Raw genomic sequence first — 20,826 nt, 5'->3', positions numbered from 1 at the left:
GAACGCCGCCCGCGTCACGGGCGTGGGGATTCGCCCCCGCCGCCCCTTCCCTTCCCGTCCCTGGGGGCCGCGCCCCCAGACCCCCCTTTCGGCCCTTCGGGCCTCGTCCTCAAACGCCGGACGGGGTGGATGCGGCGGACCGGTTCCGTGCAGCACACCGCCGCCGCCAGGAGCGCTCCGCACAGCAGCAGCGTCCAGTGGCCGTGGCCGTCCGCCCAGTGCGGGTCGCCCGGTGCGGTGAACAGTGACCAGTCCGAGGGGCTCAGCAGCGGTGCCAGGACCGCGGCCGTCAGCAGGGAAGCGGAGACCGCCTGGCCCGGCCGGTCGGCGCCCCGGCGCCGTACCGCGTAGGCCGCGCCGGCCAGGGCGAGGGCGAGGGTGGTCGCCGCCTCCAGGGTGACGTCCCCGGCCGGGGGGCGTGCCTCCTGCGGGACGAGCAGGACGGCCGCCGTCCACCACGCGGCGGCGGGCGGCAGTACGAGCGCGTACCGCAGCGCGTGCCGGAGGACGCGGCGCACGGGCACGGCGGCGGTGCTCCGCCGGGCCGGGTCGTCCAGCAGGAACGCGGCGCCGAGCGCGAAGCACAGGGCGGCGGCCCGCAGGGCGGTCACCCCGGCCCACGGGGTGACCTCGCCGCCCGACAACCGGGGCACGGCGGCCGCCAGCAGTCCGAGCCCTCCGCCCGCCGCGAGCGCCCACCAGGGCACCGTGCGGGCGACCGGGCGGACCAGTTGGAGCAGGACACCCCGCCGGGCCTCGCGCACCGGGGTGTCCCCCGCCGGCCTGGTTTCGATCACAGGCACTCGTTCTCCCCCTCGGGCTTCTCCAGGCCCAGAACCCGCGCCACGTGGTCCGTCGTCACCTTCGGGGCGGTCAGCTCGGCCCAGCCGGCCTTCACCTTCGCGGCGGCCTTCTCGCGGGGCAGCTCCAGCAGTTCGCGCAGCAGTTCCGTCTGGGCGGAGGTCATCTGCAGCGGCTCCGTCTGCGAGATCACGAGCGCCGACCCGGTGTCGCTGTCGTCGAGCCGCACCCGGCGCAGGTCCGCGAGCGGGTCGGGCCGGTCGGCGAGGGCCAGCCACATCACGGTGACCATCCGGCCGTCGCACATCTCGCCCGCCGTGGCCTCCGAGCCGGTGACCAGCACGCCGGCCACCGCGACCGCGAACTCCGGCACCCGGTTGCCGCCCCAGGCCGTCCCGACCGTCACCTCGCCGGGGCGGGTGAGCGGGGAGAGGGTCGCGTCGGCGTCCAGGCCGTAGCGGGCCTCGACCCGCTGCCGTACGGCCAGCGGACGGTCCTGGGCGTCGCCGCCGGCCAGGGCGCGGACGTCGTCGACGATCCGGGCCCAGTCGCCGGTGCGCGGCTCCCACTCGGGAAAGGCGCAGTACGTCGTGGCGTCCCGTTCGACGCAGGTGTGGAGCCTCTCGGGGGTGACCGAGGCCCGTACGCGTGCCTCGGTGACGGACTCCGGCACGTCCCGGGACTGGCCGACCGCGCCGACCAGGGCCAGCGCCACCGCACCGGCCACCGCGGCCTGCGCGGTGCGCAGCCGGGCGCCGCCGGACAGCAGCACCGCCGCCGCCATCAGGGTGAGGGCGAGTCCGCCCAGGTAGAGGGCGTGCCAGGCGGCAGGGCGTCCGATCAGGTCGGACGGCAGGGTGACGACGCTGTACGTGCCGACGGACGGCATCAGCCACCGCGTCCAGCCTTCACCGGAGAAGCCGAGGAGGGTGGCGAGGACGAGCATCAGGACGATCAGCAGCGGGGCGGCGAAGGGCGCGGTGACCAGGCGGGCGAGCAGCACCCCGAACGCGCCGAGGAGCAGCACCGACAGCGGGCCGACGAGGAGTTCGCCCGGCGAGCCGTTTCCGACCGCGCCCGGCTTGAGCGCCTCCCAGGCGAACTGCCCGCCCACGCACAGCGCGGTCACGAGGGCGGCCGCCCCGACGGACAGCAGGTGCGCGACCGTGCGCCCCCAGCGCGGCAGCACCAGCACGTCGAGGTGCCGTTCGGTGTCCTGGCGCCGGGAGCGCAGCATGGCGTGGTTGGCGCTCAGCAGCACCGCGAGCCCGACGAGGAGCGGCCCGTCCTGGGTGGCGCGGTCGGCGTCCTGCAGCGCGGGGAAGCCGTCGAAGGAGACGCGGGTGCGCCACACGGTCCAGGCGACGTACACCGCGAAGGCGACGAGCACCGGCACGCGGGTGAGGAGCTTGCGCGTCTCGAAGCGGGCGAGGGCGAGGACGGCCGCCCGGGAGGCGCCGGGCTGCGACTTCACGGGGGCCGGGGCCGGGACGGGGGTGGTGGCCGTGGTCATGCGGTCACCTCCGTGGCGGCGCCGTCCAGGGTGAGCAGGTAGCCGTCCTCGAGGGTGGGTTCGAGGAGTGCGGCGCCGGGGGGCGGGTCGCCCACGTTGCGGAAGGTGCCGAGTCCGGTGCGCCAGCCGGCCAGGGCGCCGGGGTCGCGGCCCTCGCTGCTCCACACGCGTCCGGCGGCTCGTGCGGTCAGCTCGGCGGGGGTGCCGTCGAAGCGGACGGTGCCGCCCGCGAGGACGACGACCCGGTGGCAGAGCATCGCCACGTCCTCGGTCTGGTGGGTGGACAGCAGCACGGTCCGCCCCTCGCCCGCGGTGGCGATCAACTCGCGGAACCGCATGCGCTGTTCGGGGTCGAGGCCGACGGTCGGCTCGTCGAGGACGAGGAACGCCGGGTCGCCCACCAGCGCCGCAGCCAGCGCCACCCGCTGCCTCATGCCGCCGGACAGCTTGCGGATCCGCTTGCCGCGCACGTCGGCCAGGCCGACCTCGTCGAGCACCCGGCGCACCTCGCGGTGGCGGGCGGCGCGGTCGGTCAGTTCCTTGAGGATCGCCACGTAGTCGACGAACTCGAAGGCGGTGAAGTCCGGGTGGAAGCCGGGGGTCTGCGGCAGGTAGCCGAGCCGGCGGCGCACCTCCTGGCGGCCGCGCGCGGTGGACGGGTCGTGGCCGAGCACGGTGAACGCGCCCCTGTCGGCCGGCACGGCGGTGGCGAGGACCCGCAGCAGCGTGGTCTTGCCCGCGCCGTTGGGGCCGAGCAGCCCGGTGACGCCGGGCGACAGCCGCAGCGACACGTCGTCCAGGGCGCGGGTCGCGCCGTAGTGGAGGCTCAGCCCGGAGGCCGAGACGGTGGGGGTCATGAGTACTCCCGTGGCAGGTGGTTGGGTCAGGGACGGTGGTCCGCCCCGGCCGGTGGGATGCCGGACGCGGCGGGACCGCGGGGCCCCGGCTCAGGTCGGTGCGGGTGCGGTCAGACCGCGGAGCCCCGGCTGAGGCCTTTGCCGGGCACGGTCGAACCGCAAGCCCCCGGCACGGACCGACGCCGGACGCGGCAGGACCGCGGGGCCCCGGCTCAGGTCGGTGCGGGTGCGGTCAGACCGCGGAGCCCCGGCTGAGGCCGTCGCCGGACGCGGTCGGACCGCGAGCCCCCGGCCCAGACCGAAGCCGGACGCGGCAGGACCGCGGGGCCCCGGCTCAGGTCGGTGCGGGTGCCGTCAGACCGCGGAGCCCCGGCTGAGGCCTTTGCCGGGCACGGTCGGACCGCGAGCCCCGGCCCAGACCGAAGCCGGACGCGGCAGGACCGCGGGGCCCCGGCTGAGGCCTTTGCCGGACGCGGTCGGACCGCGAGCCCCGGCCCAGACCGAAGCCGGACGCGGCAGGACCGCGGGGCCCCGGCTGAGGCCTTTGCCGGGCACGGTCGGACCGCGAGCCCCCGGCCCGGACCGACGCCGGACGCGGCAGGACCGCGAGCCCCCGGCTGAGGCCTTTGCCGGGCACGGTCGGACCGCGAGCCCCCGGCCCGGACCGACGCCGGGGCGCGGTCAGACCGCGGGGTCCCGGTTCAGGTCGAAGCGGTCCCTCAGCAGGACCAGCAGTCCGGCGCCGAACACGGCGACGGCCGCCGAGACGCCCTGTCCGGCCGCGGTGAACGGGGCGAGCGTCTCGTGTGCGCCGGAGCGGACCGCGTCCGCCGCGAGCAGCAGCGCGACCCAGCCGCCGCCGGTCAGCGCGGGCGCCAGGACGGGCCCGAGCCGGGCCGACAGCGCGAGCGCCGTGGCGGTGAGGGCGAGCGCGGGCAGCAGCCAGCTCAGGGCGAGCAGCCCGTACCCGGGCAGGGCGAGCGTGGCCAGGCCGTTCAGGCCGAGCCCGGCGGTCAGCACGGCGACCGTGCGGATCATCAGCAGCCGGAACCCGTGCATCGGCGCGACCACGGCCATCTCGTACGTCGGGTCCATCCGCGGCCCGTACGACAGCGCCACCCCCGCGAGCGGCAGCAGCGGGGCGAGGGCGAGGAAGAGGGTGGGCCGGCCGCCCTCGGCGTGGCCCGCGGTGACGGCCACGGTGAGCAGCAGCACCGCCGACACCGCGCCCAGCCAGGAGCGGCGCAGCGCAGGGGTGGCCGCGAGCAGCCGGGCCGTGTGGTCCCGGACGCCGAGCCTCAGCAGCAGCGACTCCAGCAGCCCCGGCCGTGGCGCGTCCAGTTCGGCGTCCAGCCGCTCCCAGGCGTCGTCCAGGGCGACGGTGTCGCCGAAGCCGGCGAGCACCGCACGGCAGTGCGCGCACGCCGTGAGGTGGGTGTCGGCCGACCACAGCGCGGGCGCCTCGAGACCGCCGCGCGCGTAGGCCCGCAGGTCGTCCTCCGGCACGTGCCAGAGCCTGTCCTCGTACGTCATGCCAGCGCCTCCCGGAGTTGCCTGCGGGCACGCATGGCCCGCGTCTTGACCGTGCCCGGCGGGATGCCGAGCAGGACCGCGGCCTCACGGGTGGTCAGCCCGTCGACCACGGTCGCCTGGAGCACCGCGCGCAGTTCCGGCGACAGCCGCACCAGGGCCCCGGCGAGATCCCCGTGCTCCACCCCCGCGAGCACGCGCTCCTCCGCCGACACCTCGTCCCGGTGCCGCAGCCGCGCCAGCGCCTGTCGCAGCCGCCCCCGCGCCCCGGCCCCGCGCAGCGCGTCGACCAGCCGGCGTGAGGCGATCCGCCACAGCCAGCCGGCGGCGTCCGCGCCCGCCGCGTCCTCACGCCAGCGGGCCGTGCCGCGCCACACCGCGAGGAAGGTCTCCTGCACGACGTCGTCGACGAGGGCCGCGTCGGCGCACCGGGTGCGCATGCGCGCGGTCAGCCACGGCGCGTACCTCCGGTACAGCTCCTCGAAGGCGCGCCGGTCGCCGCCGGCCGTGACGGCGCGCAGCAGCTCGCCGTCGCTTCTCATCTCGCTCACGTCTCCTCATCGGACGGGCCGTGCCGATCGGTTCACGGTCCGGCGGTCGAATGCGCGGCCGGGTTCGCGATCGGGTCCCGGTTGACTTTCGCACCACGCATGCACCACCCTTTCACTACTCAATTAGTGAAAGGGTGGTTGTCGAGTGGTCGACTACCGCATCGACCGGCGCAGCGGCGTGGCCACCTACGTCCAGATCGTCCAGCAGACCAAGCAGGCGATCCGCCTGGGCCTCCTGGCCCCCGGCGACAAGCTCCCCACGGCCCGCGAGGTCGTGGAGGCCACCGCCGTCAACCCGAACACCGTGCTCAAGGCGTACCGGGAGCTGGAGCGCGAGGGCCTCGTCGAGGCCCGGCGCGGCCTCGGCACCTTCGTGCGCCGCTCCCTCGGCGCGGCCCCCGCCGACTCCCCGCTGCGCGCGGAGCTGGAGGACTGGGCGGCCCGGGCGCGAGAGTCGGGCCTGGAGCGGGAGGACGTCGCCGCGCTGTTCACCGCCGTACTCGAGACGCACTACCCGGAGCGGGCCGCGCACGCCGCGCCCGCGCACACCCCACAGGGAGACCCCTCATGACCGTCCCAGCCCTCGAGGCGGACGCGCTCGGCAAGCGCTTCGGCCGGCGTGCATGGGCGCTGCGCGACTGTTCCTTCCGACTGCCCGCCGCACGCGTGTGCGCCGTCGTCGGCTCCAACGGCGCCGGCAAGTCCACGCTCCTCGCCCTCGCCGCCGGACTGCTCGCGCCCACCGAGGGCACGGTCCGCGTCCTCGGCGCCCACCCGGCCGCCGCCCGCCCCCGCGTCGGCTTCGTCGCCCAGGACAAGCCCCTGTACCCGCAGCTCACGGTCGCCGAGACGCTGCGCATGGGCGCCGATCTCAACCCCGGCCGCTGGGACGCGGACACCGCGCACCGGGCCGTGGCCGGCGGCGACCTGGACCCGGGCAGGCGGATCCGGGCCCTCTCCGGCGGCCAGCGCACCCGGGTCGCGCTCGCCCTCGCCCTGGGCAAGCGGCCCGAACTGCTGCTCCTGGACGAGCCGATGGCCGACCTCGACCCGCTCGCCCGGCACGAGCTGATGGGCCTGCTGATGGGTGAGGCCGCCGCCCACGGCACCACCGTGGTGATGTCCTCGCACGTCGTCGCCGAGCTGGAGGACTCCTGCGACCACCTGCTGCTGATCGGCGGCGGCCAGGTCCGGCTCTCCGGCGAGATCGACGACCTGCTGGCCGCCCACACCCGGGTGACCGCCCCCGCCGGGGCCGACCTCGCCCCGCACGAGGTCGTCGAGTCCCGCACCACCGGCCGCCAGCTCAGCGCGGTGATCCGTCCGTCCGGGCCGCTCTCCGACGACTGGCGCACCCACACGCCGTCCCTCGAGGAACTCGTCCTGTCCTACCTGCGCAACCCCACGGCCCCGGCCCCCGCGCCCGAGATTCTGGAGGCCGCCGTATGACCGCCGCCCTCACCGCCCCGGCCGCGCCCGCCGCCCGCCCCGCCGGCGTCCCCCGCCAGTGGCGCTGGCTGGCCCGGCTGCACCGCTCGGCCCTGATCGGCGGCGGCGCGCTGGTGCTGCTCACCGCGGCGGCCCTGGTGTGGCTCGGCGGACCGCTCACCGACGCGTCCGCGGCGGCGTGGAAGGCGTACAACGCCTGCGGGTTCACCCCGCGCTGCTCCTACGACCAGAGCGCCATCCTGCTCTACAAGGACGTCTACAACTACGTGACGTTCGCCGTGCTGGCCGTGCCGTTCCTGGTGGCCGCCTGGGCCGGGGGCGCGCTCGTGGGCCGCGAGACGGAGTCCGGCACGGCCCGCCTCGCCTGGACCCAGGGGGTCTCCCCGGCCCGCTGGCTGGCGTCCCGGCTGGTCCTCCCGGCCGTGCTCACGGTCGCCGGGACGGGTCTGCTGGCGGCACTGCACCGCTGGGCCTGGGAGACGGGCAGGGACCGCATCGACACGGCCAAGTTCTGGTACGACGCGGCCACCTTCCACGCCAACGGCATCGTCCCCGTGGGCCTGGCGCTGGCCGGTCTCGCGGCGGGCGCGCTGGCCGGGCTGGTGCTGCGCCGCGCCATGGCCGCGCTGGCCGCAGCAGCGGTCGCCGTCGGCGTGCTGTGGGGCGCCGTGCACGCGGCCCTGCCGTACCTCTGGCCGTCCGTGACCCGGGTCACCGCCCTGGACGAGGGACCGCTCGGGCGCGGCCTCCACGTCGGCGAAGGGGTGCTGACCGCCGGGGGCGGCCGGGCGGCGGCCCCGTGCCTCACCAGCCGGATGCAGGGCTGCCGCGACACCCTGGCCGACATGGGCGCCACCGCCTTCTACCGCGACCTGCACCCCGCCTCGCACTACTGGCCGCTCCAGTTGGTCGCCACGGGCATCCTGCTCGCCGTCGCCGGCCTGCTGACGTACGCGGCCTTCCGTGTGCTGCGCCGCACGACCGGGACAACACGCGGCTGACGCGTCCCCGTACCGGGGGGCGTGCCTGTGATGCACGCCCCCTCTTGTCGTGAACACCCCGCGGGCCACCGCCCGCTGCCCTGGACGTCATGTCGCCGTAACCACGGATTCAGACAGCCTTGCGACGCTCGGTGAATGCATCCCGCCGCGGCAGAGCCCTCACCCCGCCGGGTGAACGGGGGGTACGGGAGCGCCTCAGGGCCACCGCCGCTCCCACCCGCGCTTTCCGACGAGCCCGTGACGCCCTTCGCGCGGAAGAATGGGGTCATGAGCCAGCCCAACACCCAGGCACAGGTCCAGCACTCGCAGCCCTCCGTGGGCTCCATCGCCGCGCACCGGCCGCACACCGTGGCCGGAACGGTGTCCGACCTGGAACCCGACATCGACGCCGACCTGGACGGCTACGAGGAGGCGCAGCCCGACGGCGCCGCCCCGCTGCCGCAGGGCCGTTTCCTCGACCGCGAGCGCAGCTGGCTGGCGTTCAACGAGCGGGTGCTCGAACTGGCCGAGGATCCCGAGACGCCGCTGCTGGAGCGTGCGAACTTCCTCGCGATCTTCGCCAGCAACCTGGACGAGTTCTTCATGGTCCGGGTGGCGGGACTCAAGCGGCGCATAGCCACCGGCGTGGCCACCCGCTCCGCGTCCGGCCTCCAGCCGCGCGAGGTGCTGGAGATGATCTGGGCCCGATCCCGGGAGCTCATGGCGCGGCACGCCGCCTGCTACCACGAGGACGTCGCCCCCGCCCTCGCGGAGGAGGGCATCCACCTGGTCCGCTGGAACGAGCTCACGGAGAAGGAGCAGGCCCGCCTCTTCACCCTGTTCCGGCATCAGATCTTCCCGGTGCTGACTCCGCTCGCGGTGGACCCGGCGCACCCCTTCCCGTACATCTCGGGGCTGTCGCTCAACCTGGCCGTGGTGGTGCGCAACCCGGTCACCGGGCACAAGCACTTCGCCCGGGTGAAGGTGCCGCCGCTGCTGTCCCGCTTCCTGGAGTCCTCCCCCGGCCGCTACGTCCCGATCGAGGACGTCATCGCCGCGCACCTGGAGGAGCTGTTCCCGGGCATGGAGGTGCTGGAGCACCACGCCTTCCGGCTCACCCGCAACGAGGACCTGGAGGTCGAGGAGGACGACGCGGAGAACCTCCTCCAGGCCCTGGAGAAGGAGCTGATGCGGCGCCGCTTCGGGCCGCCCGTGCGCCTGGAGGTGGAGGAGTCCATCGACCGCGAGGTGCTGGACCTCCTCGTGCGCGAGCTGAAGATCTCCGAGGCCGAGGTGTACCCGCTGCCCGGCCCGCTCGACCTGACCGGTCTGTTCCGCATCCACAGCCTGGACCGGCCGGAGCTGAAGTACCCGAAGTTCGTCGCCGGCACCCACCGCGACCTGGCGGAGGTGGAGTCCGCCTCGGCGCCGGACATCTTCGCCGCGCTGCGCAACAAGGACGTGCTGCTGCACCACCCGTACGACTCCTTCTCCACCTCCGTGCAGGCCTTCCTGGAGCAGGCGGCGGCCGACCCGGACGTGCTGGCCATCAAGCAGACGCTGTACCGGACCTCCGGCGACTCACCGATAGTCGACGCGCTCATCGACGCCGCCGAGTCCGGCAAGCAGGTCCTCGTCCTGGTGGAGATCAAGGCCCGCTTCGACGAGCACGCCAACATCAAGTGGGCGCGGAAGCTGGAGGAGGCCGGCTGCCACGTCGTCTACGGCCTGGTCGGCCTGAAGACCCACTGCAAGCTGTCGCTGGTGGTCCGTCAGGAGGGCGAGACGCTCCGGCGGTACAGCCACGTCGGCACCGGCAACTACCACCCGAAGACGGCCCGGCTGTACGAGGACCTCGGGCTGCTCACCGCGGACCCACAGGTCGGCGCGGACCTGTCCGACCTGTTCAACCGCCTCTCCGGCTACTCCCGGCGCGAGACCTACCGGCGGCTCCTCGTCGCCCCCAAGTCCCTGCGGGACGGGCTGATCTCACGGATCGACAAGGAGGCGCAGCACCACCGCGCGGGGCGGCCCGCGTACGTACGCATCAAGGTGAACTCGATGGTCGACGAGGCCGTCATCGACGCCTGCTACCGGGCGTCGCAGGCGGGCGTGCCCGTCGACATCTGGGTGCGCGGCATCTGCGCGATCCGGCCCGGCGTGCCGGGGCTGTCGGAGAACGTGCGGGTACGGTCCATCCTCGGCCGCTTCCTCGAACACTCGCGGGTGTTCGCCTTCGGCAACGGCGGTGAGCCCGAGGTGTGGATCGGCAGCGCCGACATGATGCACCGCAACCTCGACCGGCGGATCGAGGCGCTGGTGCGGGTCACCGACCCGGCGCACCGGGCCGCCCTCAACCGGCTGCTGGAGACGGGGATGTCCGACACCACGGCGTCCTGGCACCTCGGCCCGGACGGCGAGTGGACCCGGCACTCCACGGACGCGGACGGCCAGCCCCTGCGGAACATCCAGGAGATGCTCATTGACGCCCGGAGGCGCCGGCGTGGCACAGCGGCACCCTGATCCCGCGGACGTCCTGGCCCGCCATCTGCGGGCCAGGGCCACCGAGTTCCTCCGCGCGCTGCGCCTGAACCGGGGCGCGGCGACGCCGGAGGACTCCGCGGAGGCGGCCCGCGCCCTGCGCCGCGCGGCCCGCCGCATCAGCGCGGCCCTCTACACCTTCCAGCCGGCTCTGGACCCCGCCTGGTCCCAGAGGCTGGGCCCGGAACTGGCCTGGGTCTCGGGCACCCTCTCCCAGGAAGACGCCTGCACAACCCGCCTGCTCCGCCTCCAGCAAGCCCTCCACCACCTCTCGGGCCACACGCCCCCTTCACCCCGGCGTCCCGCACGCCGGACACCCGCCTCCGACGGAGCTCCGGCCCTCACGGGCACCTCCGCAGGCGGGCACACGGGCGCGCCCGGGACAGGCCCGCGAAGCGTGGCCCTGATGCCCGGCGGGCCCGCGTCCGCGGCGGGCAAGCCTTTGAGCCCCGCCGGGTCCCTCGAGACGGGCCCGCCGGACGACACCACCGCCCCCCGCACCCCCGAAGGGCCCACCTCCACGACGCACGACGACAACGAGCCTTCGCGCCCCCGCTCCCTCACAACAGGCCCGCCGGACGACACCACCGCCCCCCGCACCCCCGAAGGGCCCACCTCCACGACGCACGACGACAACGAGCCTTCGCGCCCCCGGTCCCTCACAACAGGCCCGCCGGACCACACCACCGCCCCCCGCACCCCCGAAGGGCCCGCCTCCGCCGCGGCACGCGACGGCGCAGCGGACGAGCCGCCCGCGCCGTCCGCCGAGGGATTCCGTGGGACGCCGGCCCCGGCACGCGGCCTCGGAGCACCCGTCACCGGCCCCGCGCGCACCGCGGCTCCAGCGGCAGACGGCCCGTCCTCGACCCGCGGCCTCGGTGTGCCGGCCACCCGGCCCGCACCGCGCGCCCCCGGTACACCCGCGCCGGCCGACGGCACCCCGCCGGACGTCCCCCGTCATGCCGACCCGGCGTCCGACGCGCAGTCCCCTGTTCGCGCCGTCCGCGCGACCGAAGCACTGCCCCGTGCGGCCCGCGCCGCGGCCGTGACCGCCACCGCCCAGGCCCCGGCCTCGGCCCCGGCCGACCGGCGTCCCGGGAGTGAGCCCGGTGCCGCCGGTGTCCGGCGCGCGGAGGGCGACACGCGTGCCCCCGACCGTCCAGGGAGCGTTTCCGCGGCGGGCGGCCCGCGCCCGGGGAGCCGTGCCCGCACCGCCGAGCCACGCCGCGACAGCGCACCTCTCGCCATCGGCGCCGCCAAAGCCTCCGCCCTGCTCGAGCGGCAGCTCACCCTTGCCCGGACGCGGGCGCACTCCGCCGCGCTGCAGGCGCTCGGGTCCGCGCGGTTCCATGCCGTCGTCGATCAGGTGGCCGTGCTGGCCAGTGAGGTGCCGTTGGTAAGCCGGGCCGGGGATCCCGATCTGCGGCCGTTCGCCGAGGCCGCGCGGGAGCGGCTCGTGGACGCCGTCGCCGCGCTGCCGCTGGTCACGGCGGGGAGTCCGTACAACGCGGAGGCGCTGGTGCACGGTCTGTCGCCGGACCCCGCCCCGCACCCGCAGGACGCCCCCTGGCACCAGGTGCGGCTGCTGCTGCGCCTGCACCGGTACGCGCAGGAGGTGCTGGACCCCGCCGCGGGCGACGACCCCCGGCTGCGCGCCGCGGGCCAGGCGCTCGACCGGCATCGCGACGCCGCCGAGGCCGCGGCCGCCGCCGCGCAGGCCGCCCGCACGCCGAGGATCGCCCCGGCGACGGCGTACGCGCTGGGCGTGCTCCACGCCGGCCAGCGGCATGAGGTGGAGGCGGCGCGGTACGCGTTCCAGCGTGCCTGGCAGCAGCCGCCCGCCGGCACACCGTAGAACGACACGGGGAGGCCCCGGTGCGCACCATCCCACCGATCGAGGCAGCCGGCTGCGTCCTGTGGCGCCGCTCGCCCGTCACCGGCGAGCTGGAGCTGTGCCTGGTCCACCGGCCCAAGTACGACGACTGGTCCTGGCCGAAGGGCAAGCTGAGGCGCGGCGAGGACGCGCTCGCGGGCGCCCTGCGCGAGGTCGCCGAGGAGACCGGGTACACCGCCGTGCCGTCCGTCGAGCTGCCCAGCACCCGCTACCTCGCGCACGGCCGCCCCAAGCGGGTCCGCTACTGGGCGGCCGAGGCGGTCTCCGGCACGTTCACCCCGAACGAGGAGGTCGACCGCATCCTCTGGCTCCCCCCGGACGAGGCCCGCCGCCGCCTCACCTCGCCGATGGACGCGGGCCTGGTGGACGCCCTCCTCGCCACCCTCCGCCCGGCCCGCTGAAAGCGCCCGCGCCGCCACCTCACCGCACCGTCCTCAGGGGTTCACCCCTCGTTCATGTACGCCCTTCGGCCGCTTCACCTCTTCTGCCTAATTTCGGCCTTACGCGGTGCGGACCGCCCGTACAGGAACCCGTACAGGAACCCTTACAGGACGAGGCGCCCCGCCTCACCACACTTCGCACGCCGCCGAATTCAGGACGGCGGCCACTGGAAGGAACACAAGTGAAGCTTCAGCGCATGAACCGGCGGGCCCTCGCTCTCGGTGCTCTCGCCGTCACCGGCGCCCTGGCCCTCACGGCGTGCGGCTCCGACGACACCGGCAACGGCAACGGCGGCGACGCCTCCGCCACCGCGCAGGCCGGGAACATCGACTGCGGCGACGCCAAGGGCCAGCTCCAGGCGTCCGGCTCCTCCGCTCAGAAGAACGCCATCGACGCCTGGGTGAAGCAGTACACCGCGGCCTGCAAGGACGTGCAGATCAACTACAACCCGACCGGCTCGGGCGCGGGCATCACCGCGTTCACGCAGGGCCAGACGGCGTTCGCCGGCTCGGACTCCGCGCTCAAGCCCGACGAGGTCGAGGCGTCGAAGAAGGTGTGCACGGACGGCCAGGGCATCGACCTGCCCATGGTCGGCGGCCCGATCGCGGTCGGCTTCAACGTCCCCGGCGTGGACACCCTCGCCCTGGACGCCCCGACCCTCGCGAAGATCTTCGACAACAAGATCACCAAGTGGAACGACCCGGCGATCGCCAAGCTCAACCCCGACGCCGACCTCCCCGACCTGAAGATCCAGGCCTTCCACCGCTCCGACGAGTCCGGCACCACGGACAACTTCACCAAGTACCTGAAGGCCGCCGCGCCCAAGGACTGGACGTACGAGCCGGGCAAGTCCTGGGAGGCCGAGGGCGGCCAGTCCGCGCAGGGCTCCTCCGGCGTCGCCCAGCAGGTGAAGCAGACCTCCGGCGCCATCTCGTACTTCGAGCTGTCCTACGCCTCGGACGGCATCAAGACCGTCGACATCAAGACCGAGGCGACCCAGCCGGTGAAGGCGACCATCGAGAACGCCACCGCCGCCATCGGCGCCGCCAAGGTGGTCGGCACCGGCAAGGACCTCGCGCTGGAGCTGGACTACACCCCGTCCGCCGAGGGCGCGTACCCGATCGTCCTGGTGACGTACGAGATCGTCTGCGACAAGGGCAACAAGGCCGACACCCTGCCCGCCACCAAGTCCTTCCTGAACTACATGGCCTCCGAGGAGGGTCAGGGCCAGCTCGCCGAGGCGGGCTACGCCCCGATGCCGCAGGAGATCATCACCAAGGTCCGCGAGACGGTCTCGAGCCTCAGCTGACCCGAGTGTGCGGCCCGCGCCCGATCCGGGGCCGGGCCGCACCGTCCGGTGCACCGCCCACAGGAGCCCCCAGGGTTCCGGACGGCTCCGACCGAGCCGCCCGGCCGCCCGACGGCTCCGCAGACCGGAGAACCCGATGGACACCACCACGCAGAAACCCGCCGCACCGCCGGCGCCCGGCCCGGCCGCGCCCGTGGACAGCAGTGCCGCACGCGGCGTCACCCGCCCCGGCGACCGGATCTTCCTCGGGCTGTCCCGGGGGTCCGGCATCCTCGTCCTGGTGCTGATGGCCGCCATCGCGGCCTTCCTCACCTACCGCGCCTCGCTCGCGATATCCAAGGACGAGGCCAACTTCTTCACCACCTTCGAGTGGAACCCCAGCGGCCTCCCGCCGGAGTTCGGCATCGCCGTCCTGGCCTTCGGCACCGTCGTGTCGTCGGTCATCGCGATGGTCATCGCCGTGCCGGTCGCCGTCGCGATCGCCCTGTTCATCACGCACTACGCCCCGCGCCGCCTCGGCGGCCCCATCGGCTACGTGATCGACCTGCTCGCCGCCGTCCCGTCCATCGTCTACGGCCTGTGGGGCGCGCTCGTCCTGGTGCCGCACCTGGACGGCCTGTACGGCTGGCTCGACGACTACCTGGGCTGGACCGGGATCCTGGAGTGGAACGACGGCGCCCCGCGCTCGCTGTTCACCGTCGGCATCCTGCTGGCGGTGATGATCCTGCCGATCATCACCAACGTCAGCCGTGAGGTGTTCCGCCAGGTCCCGCGGATGCACGAGGAGGCCGCCCTGGCCCTCGGCGCCACCCGCTGGGAGGTCATCCGCATGTCGGTGCTGCCGTTCGGCCGCTCCGGCGTGATCTCCGCGTCGATGCTGGGCCTCGGCCGCGCCCTCGGCGAGACGATGGCCGTCGCCATGGTGCTCTCCCCGAGCTTCACGATCAGCGCCAGCCTGCTCGACCCGGGCGGCGGCACCTTCGCCCAGAACATCGCCAGCAAGTTCAACGAGGCCACCGAGATGGGCCGGGACGCGCTGATCGCCTCCGGTCTCGTGCTGTTCGTCATCACGCTGCTGGTCAACGGCGCGGCCCGGCTGATCATCGCCCGCCGCAAGGAGTACTCGGGGGCCAACGCATGACCCACGCACTGCACGACACCCGCCCGTCCGGCTCGCTGCGCGGGGCGACCCTGCCGAAGTGGTTCCCCTGGGCCGTCGCCGGCGCCTCCGCCGCGCTCGGGTACGGGATCAGCGCCGCGGCCGGGCTGGAGAGCGACATCCAGTGGGCGCTGATCGCGGCGCTGCTGTTCGTCGGCGGCTCGTTCGCCGTGTCCGCCAAGGTCGAGGGGCGCCGCCAGGCCCGGGACCGCACCGCGACCAGCCTGGTGTGGGTGGCGTTCCTGCTGGCGGTGATCCCGCTCGCGTCGCTGACCTGGGAGACGGTCAAGCGGGGCATCGAGGTCCTCGACGGCTACTTCCTCACGCACTCCATGGGCGTGGTCGCCGACACCGAGCCGGGCGGCGGCATCTACCACGCCCTGCTGGGCACGCTGGAGCAGGTCGGCCTGGCCACCGCGATCTCCGTGCCGGTCGGCGTGCTCACCGCGATCTACCTGGTGGAGTACGGCCGGGGCCGGCTGGCGAAGGCCGTCACCTTCTTCGTCGACGTGATGACGGGCATCCCGTCCATCGTCGCGGGCCTGTTCGTCCTCAGCCTGTGGATCCTGATCCTCGGCATGGGCTACTCCGGCTTCGCCGGCTCCATGGCGCTGTCCATCCTGATGATCCCGGTGGTGGTGCGCTCCACGGAGGAGATGCTCAAGCTCGTCCCGAACGAGCTGCGCGAGGCGTCCCTCGCCCTCGGCGTCCCCAAGTGGCGCACCATCCTCAAGGTGGTCCTGCCGACGTCCGTCGGCGGCATCACCACGGGCGTGATGCTCGCGATCGCCCGCATCACCGGCGAGACGGCCCCCGTGCTGCTCCTGGTGTGGGGCACGAACTTCATCAACGCCAACCCGTTCCAGGACCCGCAGGCCTCCCTGCCGATGTACATCTACCTGCAGTACACCAACGGCTCCGAGGCGGCGTACGACCGTGCCTGGGCGGCGGCCCTGACGCTCATCGCGTTCATCATGATCCTCAACCTGGCGGCCCGCGGCATCGCCCGCTGGAAGGCCCCGAAGACCGGTCGCTGACCGGCTCCCCCGCACAGTCGGCGACCCGAAAGAAGCAGTGATACCCATGGCCAAGCGCATCGACGTCAGCGGCCTCAACGCCTACTACGGATCCTTCCTGGCCATCGAGGACATCTCGATGACCATCGAGCCCCGCTCCGTGACGGCCTTCATCGGCCCCTCCGGCTGCGGCAAGTCGACCTTCCTGCGCACCCTCAACCGCATGCACGAGGTGACCCCGGGCGGCAGGGTCGACGGCAAGGTCATGCTCGACGACGAGAACCTCTACGGCGCGGGCATCGACCCCGTGGCCGTGCGGCGCGAGGTCGGCATGGTCTTCCAGCGCCCGAACCCCTTCCCCACCATGTCGGTCTACGACAACGTGGCGGCGGGCCTGCGTCTGAACGGCAAGTACAAGAAGTCCCAGCTGGACGACGTCGTCGAGAAGTCCCTGCGGGGCGCCAACCTGTGGAACGAGGTCAAGGACCGGCTCAACAAGCCCGGCTCGGGCCTCTCCGGCGGCCAGCAGCAGCGCCTGTGCATCGCGCGGGCCATCGCGGTCGAGCCGAACGTGCTGCTGATGGACGAGCCGTGCTCCGCCCTGGACCCGATCTCCACCCTCGCCATCGAGGACCTGATCGGCGAGCTGAAGGAACGCTTCACGATCGTCATCGTGACGCACAACATGCAGCAGGCGGCACGCGTCTCGGACCGCACGGCCTTCTTCAACCTGGCGGCGGTCGGCAAGCCCGGCAAGCTGATCGAGATCGACGAGACGGAGCGGATCTTCTCCAACCCGTCGGTCCAGGCCACCGAGGACTACATCTCCGGCCGCTTCGGCTGATCCGGCTCCTCGCGACGCTGCATGGCGGTGCCGCCGCGAGGCACGAAGGGCCCGCCCCCACTCAACGGGGGCGGGCCCTTCCACGCGTACGTGCCGGCGCGCCGGCTACAGCGCGATCAGATGCACCAGACCGAAGCAGGCCGCGGCCACCAGGGCGGCGGCCGGCATGGTGATGAACCAGCCGAGGACGATGTTCTTGGCGACGCCCCAGCGGACCGCGTTGACCCGCTTGGTGGCGCCCACGCCCATGATCGCGGAGGTGATCACATGGGTGGTGGAGATCGGCGCGTGGAAGATGAACGCGGAGCCGAACATGATCGACGCGCCGGTGGTCTCGGCGGCGAAGCCCTGCGGCGGGTCCAGCTCGATGATCTTCCGGCCGAGGGTGCGCATGATGCGCCAGCCGCCCGCGTAGGTGCCGAGCGACAGCATCAGCGCACAGGCGATCTTCACCCACACCGGGATCGGGTCGCCGTAGTCCTCGACGTCGGCGATGACCAGGGCCATCACCACGATGCCCATGGTCTTCTGGGCGTCCTGGAGACCGTGGCCGAGGGCCATGCCGGCCGCGGACACCGTCTGAGCGATGCGGAAGCCGCGCTTCGCCTTGTGCGGGTTGGCCCGCCGGAACATCCACAGGATCGCCGTCATCACCAGGTAACCGGCGATCAGACCGACCACCGGCGACACGAACATCGGGATGACGATCTTGTCGACGACGCCGTGCCAGTACACCGTCGTCCCGCCGGCCAGCGCGGCGCCGACCATGCCGCCGAACAGGGCATGGGACGACGACGAGGGCAGACCGAAGTACCAGGTGATCAGGTTCCAGACGATGGCGCCGATCAGGGCCGCGAAGAGGATCCCCATCCCCGTCGACCCCTCGGGCGTCTCGATCAGCCCCTCACTGACGGTCTTGGCGACCCCGGACCCCAGGAAGGCGCCGGCCAGGTTCATCACGGCCGCCATGGCGAGCGCGGCGCGGGGCGTCAGCGCACGGGTGGAGACGGACGTGGCGATGGCGTTGGCCGAGTCGTGGAACCCGTTGGTGTAGGTGAAGAAGAGCGCGACCCCGATGGTCAGGATCAGAGCGAAGGTGTCCATGAAGGGCTCAGGACTCCTTGACCGCGATGGTCTCCACCGTGTTCGCGACGTGCTCGAAGGCGTCCGCCGCCTCCTCCAGCACGTCCACGATCTGCTTGAGCTTCAGCACCTCGATCGCGTCGTACTTGCCGTTGAAGAGGTGGGCGAGCAGCTTGCGGTGGATCTGGTCGGCCTGGTTCTCCAGCCGGTTGACCTCGATCCAGTACTCGGTGAGGTTCTCCATGGTCCGCAGGTGCGGCATGGCCTCGGCGGTGAGCTCCGCGGCCCGCGCCAGCACCTCGATCTGCTGCTCGACGCCCTTGGGCAGTTCCTCGACGTTGTAGAGGACGACCAGGTCGACGGCCTCCTCCATGAAGTCCATGATGTCGTCGAGGGAGGACGCCAGGTTGTAGATGTCCTCGCGGTCGAACGGCGTGATGAACGAGGAGTTCAGCTGGTGGAAGATCGCGTGCGTGGCGTCGTCACCTGCGTGTTCCGCGGCCCGCATACGCTCTGCGATCTCGGCCCGGGCGGAGGTGTCCGCCCCGAGCAGTTCCATCAGGAGCTTGGAGCCCGTGACGATGTTGTCCGCGGACGCGGCGAACATGTCGTAGAAGCTCGTCTCCCTGGGGGTCAGACGAAAGCGCACGTGGGGTCCTCGGTATGCGTCGGTTTCGGTCAGGCTGATGCTAGGCGCATCATCCGGCCACCAATAACGGCCGCCCCCCAGTGTCGCCCATCGGGCAGAGTGATGAGTACGGGGGCGGCAGGTACGGTCCGGCGGATCCCGTGACCGGCGCGGACCGGCCATCCGCGGACCGGCGAAGTTCGGTAACATATACCCACCAGGGGTATATAGCGCCCATCAGGACACCAGGAGGACGCGATGACCACCACCGGAACCGGCGCGCACGCGCCCTCCTCGCCGGACGCGGACGGCGCCGTGGACACCGCGCCCGCCGCGGGCACCCCGGAGACGGCGGATGTGACGGATGTAACGGACATCGTGACCGATCACGACCGCGGGATACACGGGTACCACCACCAGAAGCAGGAGCACCTCAAGCGGCTGCGCCGTATCGAGGGCCAGATCCGCGGACTGCAGCGGATGGTCGACGAGGACGTCTACTGCATCGACATACTCACCCAGGTGTCCGCCTCCACGAAGGCGCTGCAGTCGTTCGCGCTGCAGCTGCTGGAGGAGCACCTGCGCCACTGCGTCGCGGACGCGGCCGTCAAGGGCGGCGACGAGATCGACGCGAAGGTCAAGGAGGCCACGCAGGCCATCGCCCGCATGCTGCGGACCTGACCGGCCGGATCCGGTCCGTTCCGCGGGAGCCGGGGCCTCAGGTCCCGGCGGTGTCCGTGCGAGCCTCGGCCACCCGCAGCACCTCGTCGATGCTCTCCAGACTCAGCCGGTCCTCCGCGTTGGACGCGGCGATGATCAGCTCGCCGCACAGTTCGATCTCGGCGAGCGCCACGTGATCCTGGACCGGAACCGTCCCCCTCCCGAGCGGAGCCACGCGCCTCACCTCACTCTGTCGTCACCGACTTCCTAGAGTAGGGAGCGCCCTACGGGCCGCGCATGGCACGGAAGGGCTAGTTCGGCCCGGCCACCACGGACCCCGTCCCCGGCCGTCGGGCGCCGTTCACTCCAGGGCGATCCGCCCGGCGTAGATGTCCTCGTCCGCCGGAAGCCGCACGTCGGCGGGGGCGCCGAAGTCGTACAGCAGGGTCGTGGAGGCGACCGCGACGGGCTCCTGCCGCTCGCCGTTCACGAAGCTGAACCGGTGCCGGATCTTGCGGATCCGCCCGTCGTCGTCGAGGTACACGTCGAACGGCACCCGCGCCGTGGCGAACCCTTCCGCCGCCGCGCCCAGCGGACCACGGTTGCCCTCCGACGCCGCCTGCGAGGCCGCGTCCAGGTCGGCGGTGCCCCGGTAGTGCCGCACCCGCGCCCCCGCCACCTCGGTCCGCCCGACGAACTCCGCCGAGCGCGTCCCGCGCAGCACCTCCGCCGCGGCGAACGGATCGGTCGCCCCGCCGGTGACCAGGTTCCCGTCGGACAGCGTCGCGGTGTCCACCCGTACCCACTTGTCGGCCGGCACCCCGGCGCCCCGGTTCTTCATGTACAGCGCGCCGGGGGCGAGCAGTTCGGTGATCGGCCGGCGGTCGGCGGCGCCCGCGGGGTCCTGCGGCAGCCGCACCTTCAGCCGCCCGAGCCGCCTGCGGTAGTCGTAGACCCCCTCGCCCCGGATGGTGACCCGGGTGCCTCCGGTGGCCATCTCCAGCGAGGTGCGCGCCTGGGAGGTGCCGGCCTCCACCAGCGCGTCGGCGGCCGTGCGCAGCACCTGGACCGGATCTCCGGCGGGCGGCCCCTGCGCGACGGCGTCACCGCCCGCGCACCCGGCAGCACCGAGGCCGAGCCCGAGACAGCAGACGACCCCGGCCACGGCCGTCGTGCCGTGCGTCCGCCTGTGCTGTCTCGATCGCGTCATCCCCGTCTACCCCCGCTCCGTCCGACACGGGCCGCTGTCAGTGCCCTTAACGACGGGTCAGGGGCCCCGTCACGCGGCCCGGCGGGCGTTACCGTGGGCGGCGTGCCGCACCAGGACGACGCGCCGGAGCCCCAGCCCCATGTCACGACCACCACCGAGCAGGGTCCCTTCTGCACGGCCCGCTGCACCTGCGGATGGCGCGGCCCGGCCCGCAGAGCCAGGAGCCTGGCCCGCAGGGACGCCGAAAACCACACGGGGGAGTGACGCGGCCCTGGCGGGGTGCCGAGAATGGCCCGGCGCCCGGTCCTGAGACCTCGTGCGGTCCGCCGCTCCCGGGTGCCGTGACAGGCCGTCCCCCAC

At 73.5% G+C, this 20,826-nt stretch carries 21 protein-coding genes and 1 pseudogene; 13 read left to right on the top strand and 9 right to left on the bottom strand.

What is annotated here, in order from left to right; translation table 11 throughout:
* Positions 1 to 14: 14 nt before the first annotated feature.
* The 5 genes from ACQY0Z_RS08120 to ACQY0Z_RS08100 form a co-directional block, all read right to left on the bottom strand.
* Positions 15 to 797 carry an ABC transporter gene (locus ACQY0Z_RS08120; RefSeq protein ID WP_439813352.1) on the bottom strand — a complete coding sequence of 261 codons (783 nt, stop codon included), beginning with the start codon at positions 795 to 797 and terminating at the stop codon, positions 15 to 17.
* Positions 794 to 2,314: an ABC transporter permease gene (locus ACQY0Z_RS08115; RefSeq protein ID WP_189896385.1), complete on the bottom strand. Its 1,521-nt coding sequence runs from the start codon at positions 2,312 to 2,314 to the stop codon at positions 794 to 796. The genes ACQY0Z_RS08120 and ACQY0Z_RS08115 overlap by 4 nt, the downstream gene beginning before the upstream one ends.
* Entirely contained in the window at positions 2,311 to 3,171 is an 861-nt protein-coding gene (locus ACQY0Z_RS08110) for an ABC transporter ATP-binding protein (protein ID WP_189896387.1), read from the bottom strand. Before ACQY0Z_RS08110 ends, ACQY0Z_RS08115 begins: the two co-directional genes overlap by 4 nt.
* A gap of 681 nt (positions 3,172 to 3,852) precedes the next feature.
* On the bottom strand, positions 3,853 to 4,704 hold the full coding sequence (locus tag ACQY0Z_RS08105) for a zf-HC2 domain-containing protein (protein WP_189896388.1): 852 nt from the start codon (positions 4,702 to 4,704) through the stop codon (positions 3,853 to 3,855).
* Entirely contained in the window at positions 4,701 to 5,252 is a 552-nt protein-coding gene (locus ACQY0Z_RS08100) for a sigma-70 family RNA polymerase sigma factor (protein WP_189896390.1), read from the bottom strand. The genes ACQY0Z_RS08105 and ACQY0Z_RS08100 overlap by 4 nt, the downstream gene beginning before the upstream one ends.
* 145 nt (positions 5,253 to 5,397) lie before the next feature.
* Here ACQY0Z_RS08100 and ACQY0Z_RS08095 point away from each other — a divergent pair, with 145 nt between their 5' ends.
* From ACQY0Z_RS08095 to pstB, 11 genes and pseudogenes are all read left to right on the top strand, one after another.
* Positions 5,398 to 5,823 carry a GntR family transcriptional regulator gene (locus ACQY0Z_RS08095; protein WP_189896392.1) on the top strand — a complete coding sequence of 142 codons (426 nt, stop codon included), beginning with the start codon at positions 5,398 to 5,400 and terminating at the stop codon, positions 5,821 to 5,823.
* Complete coding sequence (locus tag ACQY0Z_RS08090; protein WP_254588280.1) at positions 5,820 to 6,701, top strand: ABC transporter ATP-binding protein; 882 nt, start codon at positions 5,820 to 5,822, stop codon at positions 6,699 to 6,701. The genes ACQY0Z_RS08095 and ACQY0Z_RS08090 overlap by 4 nt, the downstream gene beginning before the upstream one ends.
* Positions 6,698 to 7,702, top strand: coding sequence for an ABC transporter permease (locus ACQY0Z_RS08085; protein ID WP_439812016.1), 1,005 nt, complete (start codon positions 6,698 to 6,700; stop codon positions 7,700 to 7,702). Before ACQY0Z_RS08090 ends, ACQY0Z_RS08085 begins: the two co-directional genes overlap by 4 nt.
* Positions 7,703 to 7,969: 267 nt before the next feature.
* Positions 7,970 to 10,204, top strand: a complete 2,235-nt coding sequence (locus ACQY0Z_RS08080; RefSeq protein ID WP_189896396.1) for an RNA degradosome polyphosphate kinase — start codon at positions 7,970 to 7,972, stop codon at positions 10,202 to 10,204.
* Positions 10,185 to 10,436, top strand: a pseudogene (locus ACQY0Z_RS08075) (CHAD domain-containing protein); the annotation flags it as partial. The gene ACQY0Z_RS08080 and the pseudogene ACQY0Z_RS08075, both read left to right, overlap by 20 nt.
* 666 nt (positions 10,437 to 11,102) lie before the next feature.
* Entirely contained in the window at positions 11,103 to 12,077 is a 975-nt protein-coding gene (locus ACQY0Z_RS08070; protein ID WP_381730283.1) for a CHAD domain-containing protein, read from the top strand.
* Positions 12,078 to 12,097: 20 nt separating this feature from the next.
* Entirely contained in the window at positions 12,098 to 12,517 is a 420-nt protein-coding gene (locus ACQY0Z_RS08065; RefSeq protein ID WP_189896398.1) for an NUDIX hydrolase, read from the top strand.
* A 221-nt stretch (positions 12,518 to 12,738) separates the two neighbouring features.
* The gene (gene pstS / locus ACQY0Z_RS08060; protein WP_189896400.1) at positions 12,739 to 13,866 is read left to right on the top strand and encodes a phosphate ABC transporter substrate-binding protein PstS; all 1,128 of its coding nucleotides are present in this window, start codon (positions 12,739 to 12,741) and stop codon (positions 13,864 to 13,866) included.
* 136 nt (positions 13,867 to 14,002) lie between these two features.
* Positions 14,003 to 15,007 (top strand): phosphate ABC transporter permease subunit PstC, encoded by a 1,005-nt coding sequence (gene pstC / locus ACQY0Z_RS08055; protein WP_189896402.1) that lies wholly within the window; start codon positions 14,003 to 14,005, stop codon positions 15,005 to 15,007.
* A complete protein-coding gene (pstA, locus tag ACQY0Z_RS08050) occupies positions 15,004 to 16,062 on the top strand; it encodes a phosphate ABC transporter permease PstA (protein WP_189896403.1) in 1,059 nt (352 codons plus the stop codon). Before pstC ends, pstA begins: the two co-directional genes overlap by 4 nt.
* A gap of 46 nt (positions 16,063 to 16,108) precedes the next feature.
* A complete protein-coding gene (gene pstB, locus ACQY0Z_RS08045) occupies positions 16,109 to 16,885 on the top strand; it encodes a phosphate ABC transporter ATP-binding protein PstB (protein ID WP_189896405.1) in 777 nt (258 codons plus the stop codon).
* A gap of 105 nt (positions 16,886 to 16,990) precedes the next feature.
* On the opposite strand, the gene ACQY0Z_RS08040 is transcribed toward pstB, so the two are convergent.
* A complete protein-coding gene (locus tag ACQY0Z_RS08040) occupies positions 16,991 to 17,989 on the bottom strand; it encodes an inorganic phosphate transporter (RefSeq protein WP_189896406.1) in 999 nt (332 codons plus the stop codon).
* Positions 17,990 to 17,996: 7 nt separating this feature from the next.
* Positions 17,997 to 18,617: a DUF47 domain-containing protein gene (locus ACQY0Z_RS08035; RefSeq protein ID WP_026244101.1), complete on the bottom strand. Its 621-nt coding sequence runs from the start codon at positions 18,615 to 18,617 to the stop codon at positions 17,997 to 17,999.
* Between the two features lie 237 nt (positions 18,618 to 18,854).
* On the opposite strand from ACQY0Z_RS08035, the gene ACQY0Z_RS08030 reads away from it, so the two are divergent.
* Positions 18,855 to 19,277: a metal-sensitive transcriptional regulator gene (locus ACQY0Z_RS08030; protein ID WP_163090955.1), complete on the top strand. Its 423-nt coding sequence runs from the start codon at positions 18,855 to 18,857 to the stop codon at positions 19,275 to 19,277.
* Positions 19,278 to 19,314: 37 nt separating this feature from the next.
* On the opposite strand, the gene ACQY0Z_RS08025 is transcribed toward ACQY0Z_RS08030, so the two are convergent.
* The gene (locus ACQY0Z_RS08025; RefSeq protein WP_189896408.1) at positions 19,315 to 19,500 is read right to left on the bottom strand and encodes a hypothetical protein; all 186 of its coding nucleotides are present in this window, start codon (positions 19,498 to 19,500) and stop codon (positions 19,315 to 19,317) included.
* Between the two features lie 117 nt (positions 19,501 to 19,617).
* The gene (locus ACQY0Z_RS08020) at positions 19,618 to 20,466 is read right to left on the bottom strand and encodes a hypothetical protein (protein WP_189896409.1); all 849 of its coding nucleotides are present in this window, start codon (positions 20,464 to 20,466) and stop codon (positions 19,618 to 19,620) included.
* A 102-nt stretch (positions 20,467 to 20,568) separates the two neighbouring features.
* Here ACQY0Z_RS08020 and ACQY0Z_RS08015 point away from each other — a divergent pair, with 102 nt between their 5' ends.
* The gene (locus ACQY0Z_RS08015) at positions 20,569 to 20,730 is read left to right on the top strand and encodes a hypothetical protein (protein WP_439813405.1); all 162 of its coding nucleotides are present in this window, start codon (positions 20,569 to 20,571) and stop codon (positions 20,728 to 20,730) included.
* The last annotated feature ends 96 nt before the right edge of the window (positions 20,731 to 20,826 follow it).

Origin of the sequence: Streptomyces sp. P9-2 (assembly GCF_051903975.1) — a bacterium.
Lineage (GTDB): Bacteria > Actinomycetota > Actinomycetes > Streptomycetales > Streptomycetaceae > Streptomyces > Streptomyces cellulosae.
This window is presented reverse-complemented; position numbering and strand designations above follow the sequence as displayed.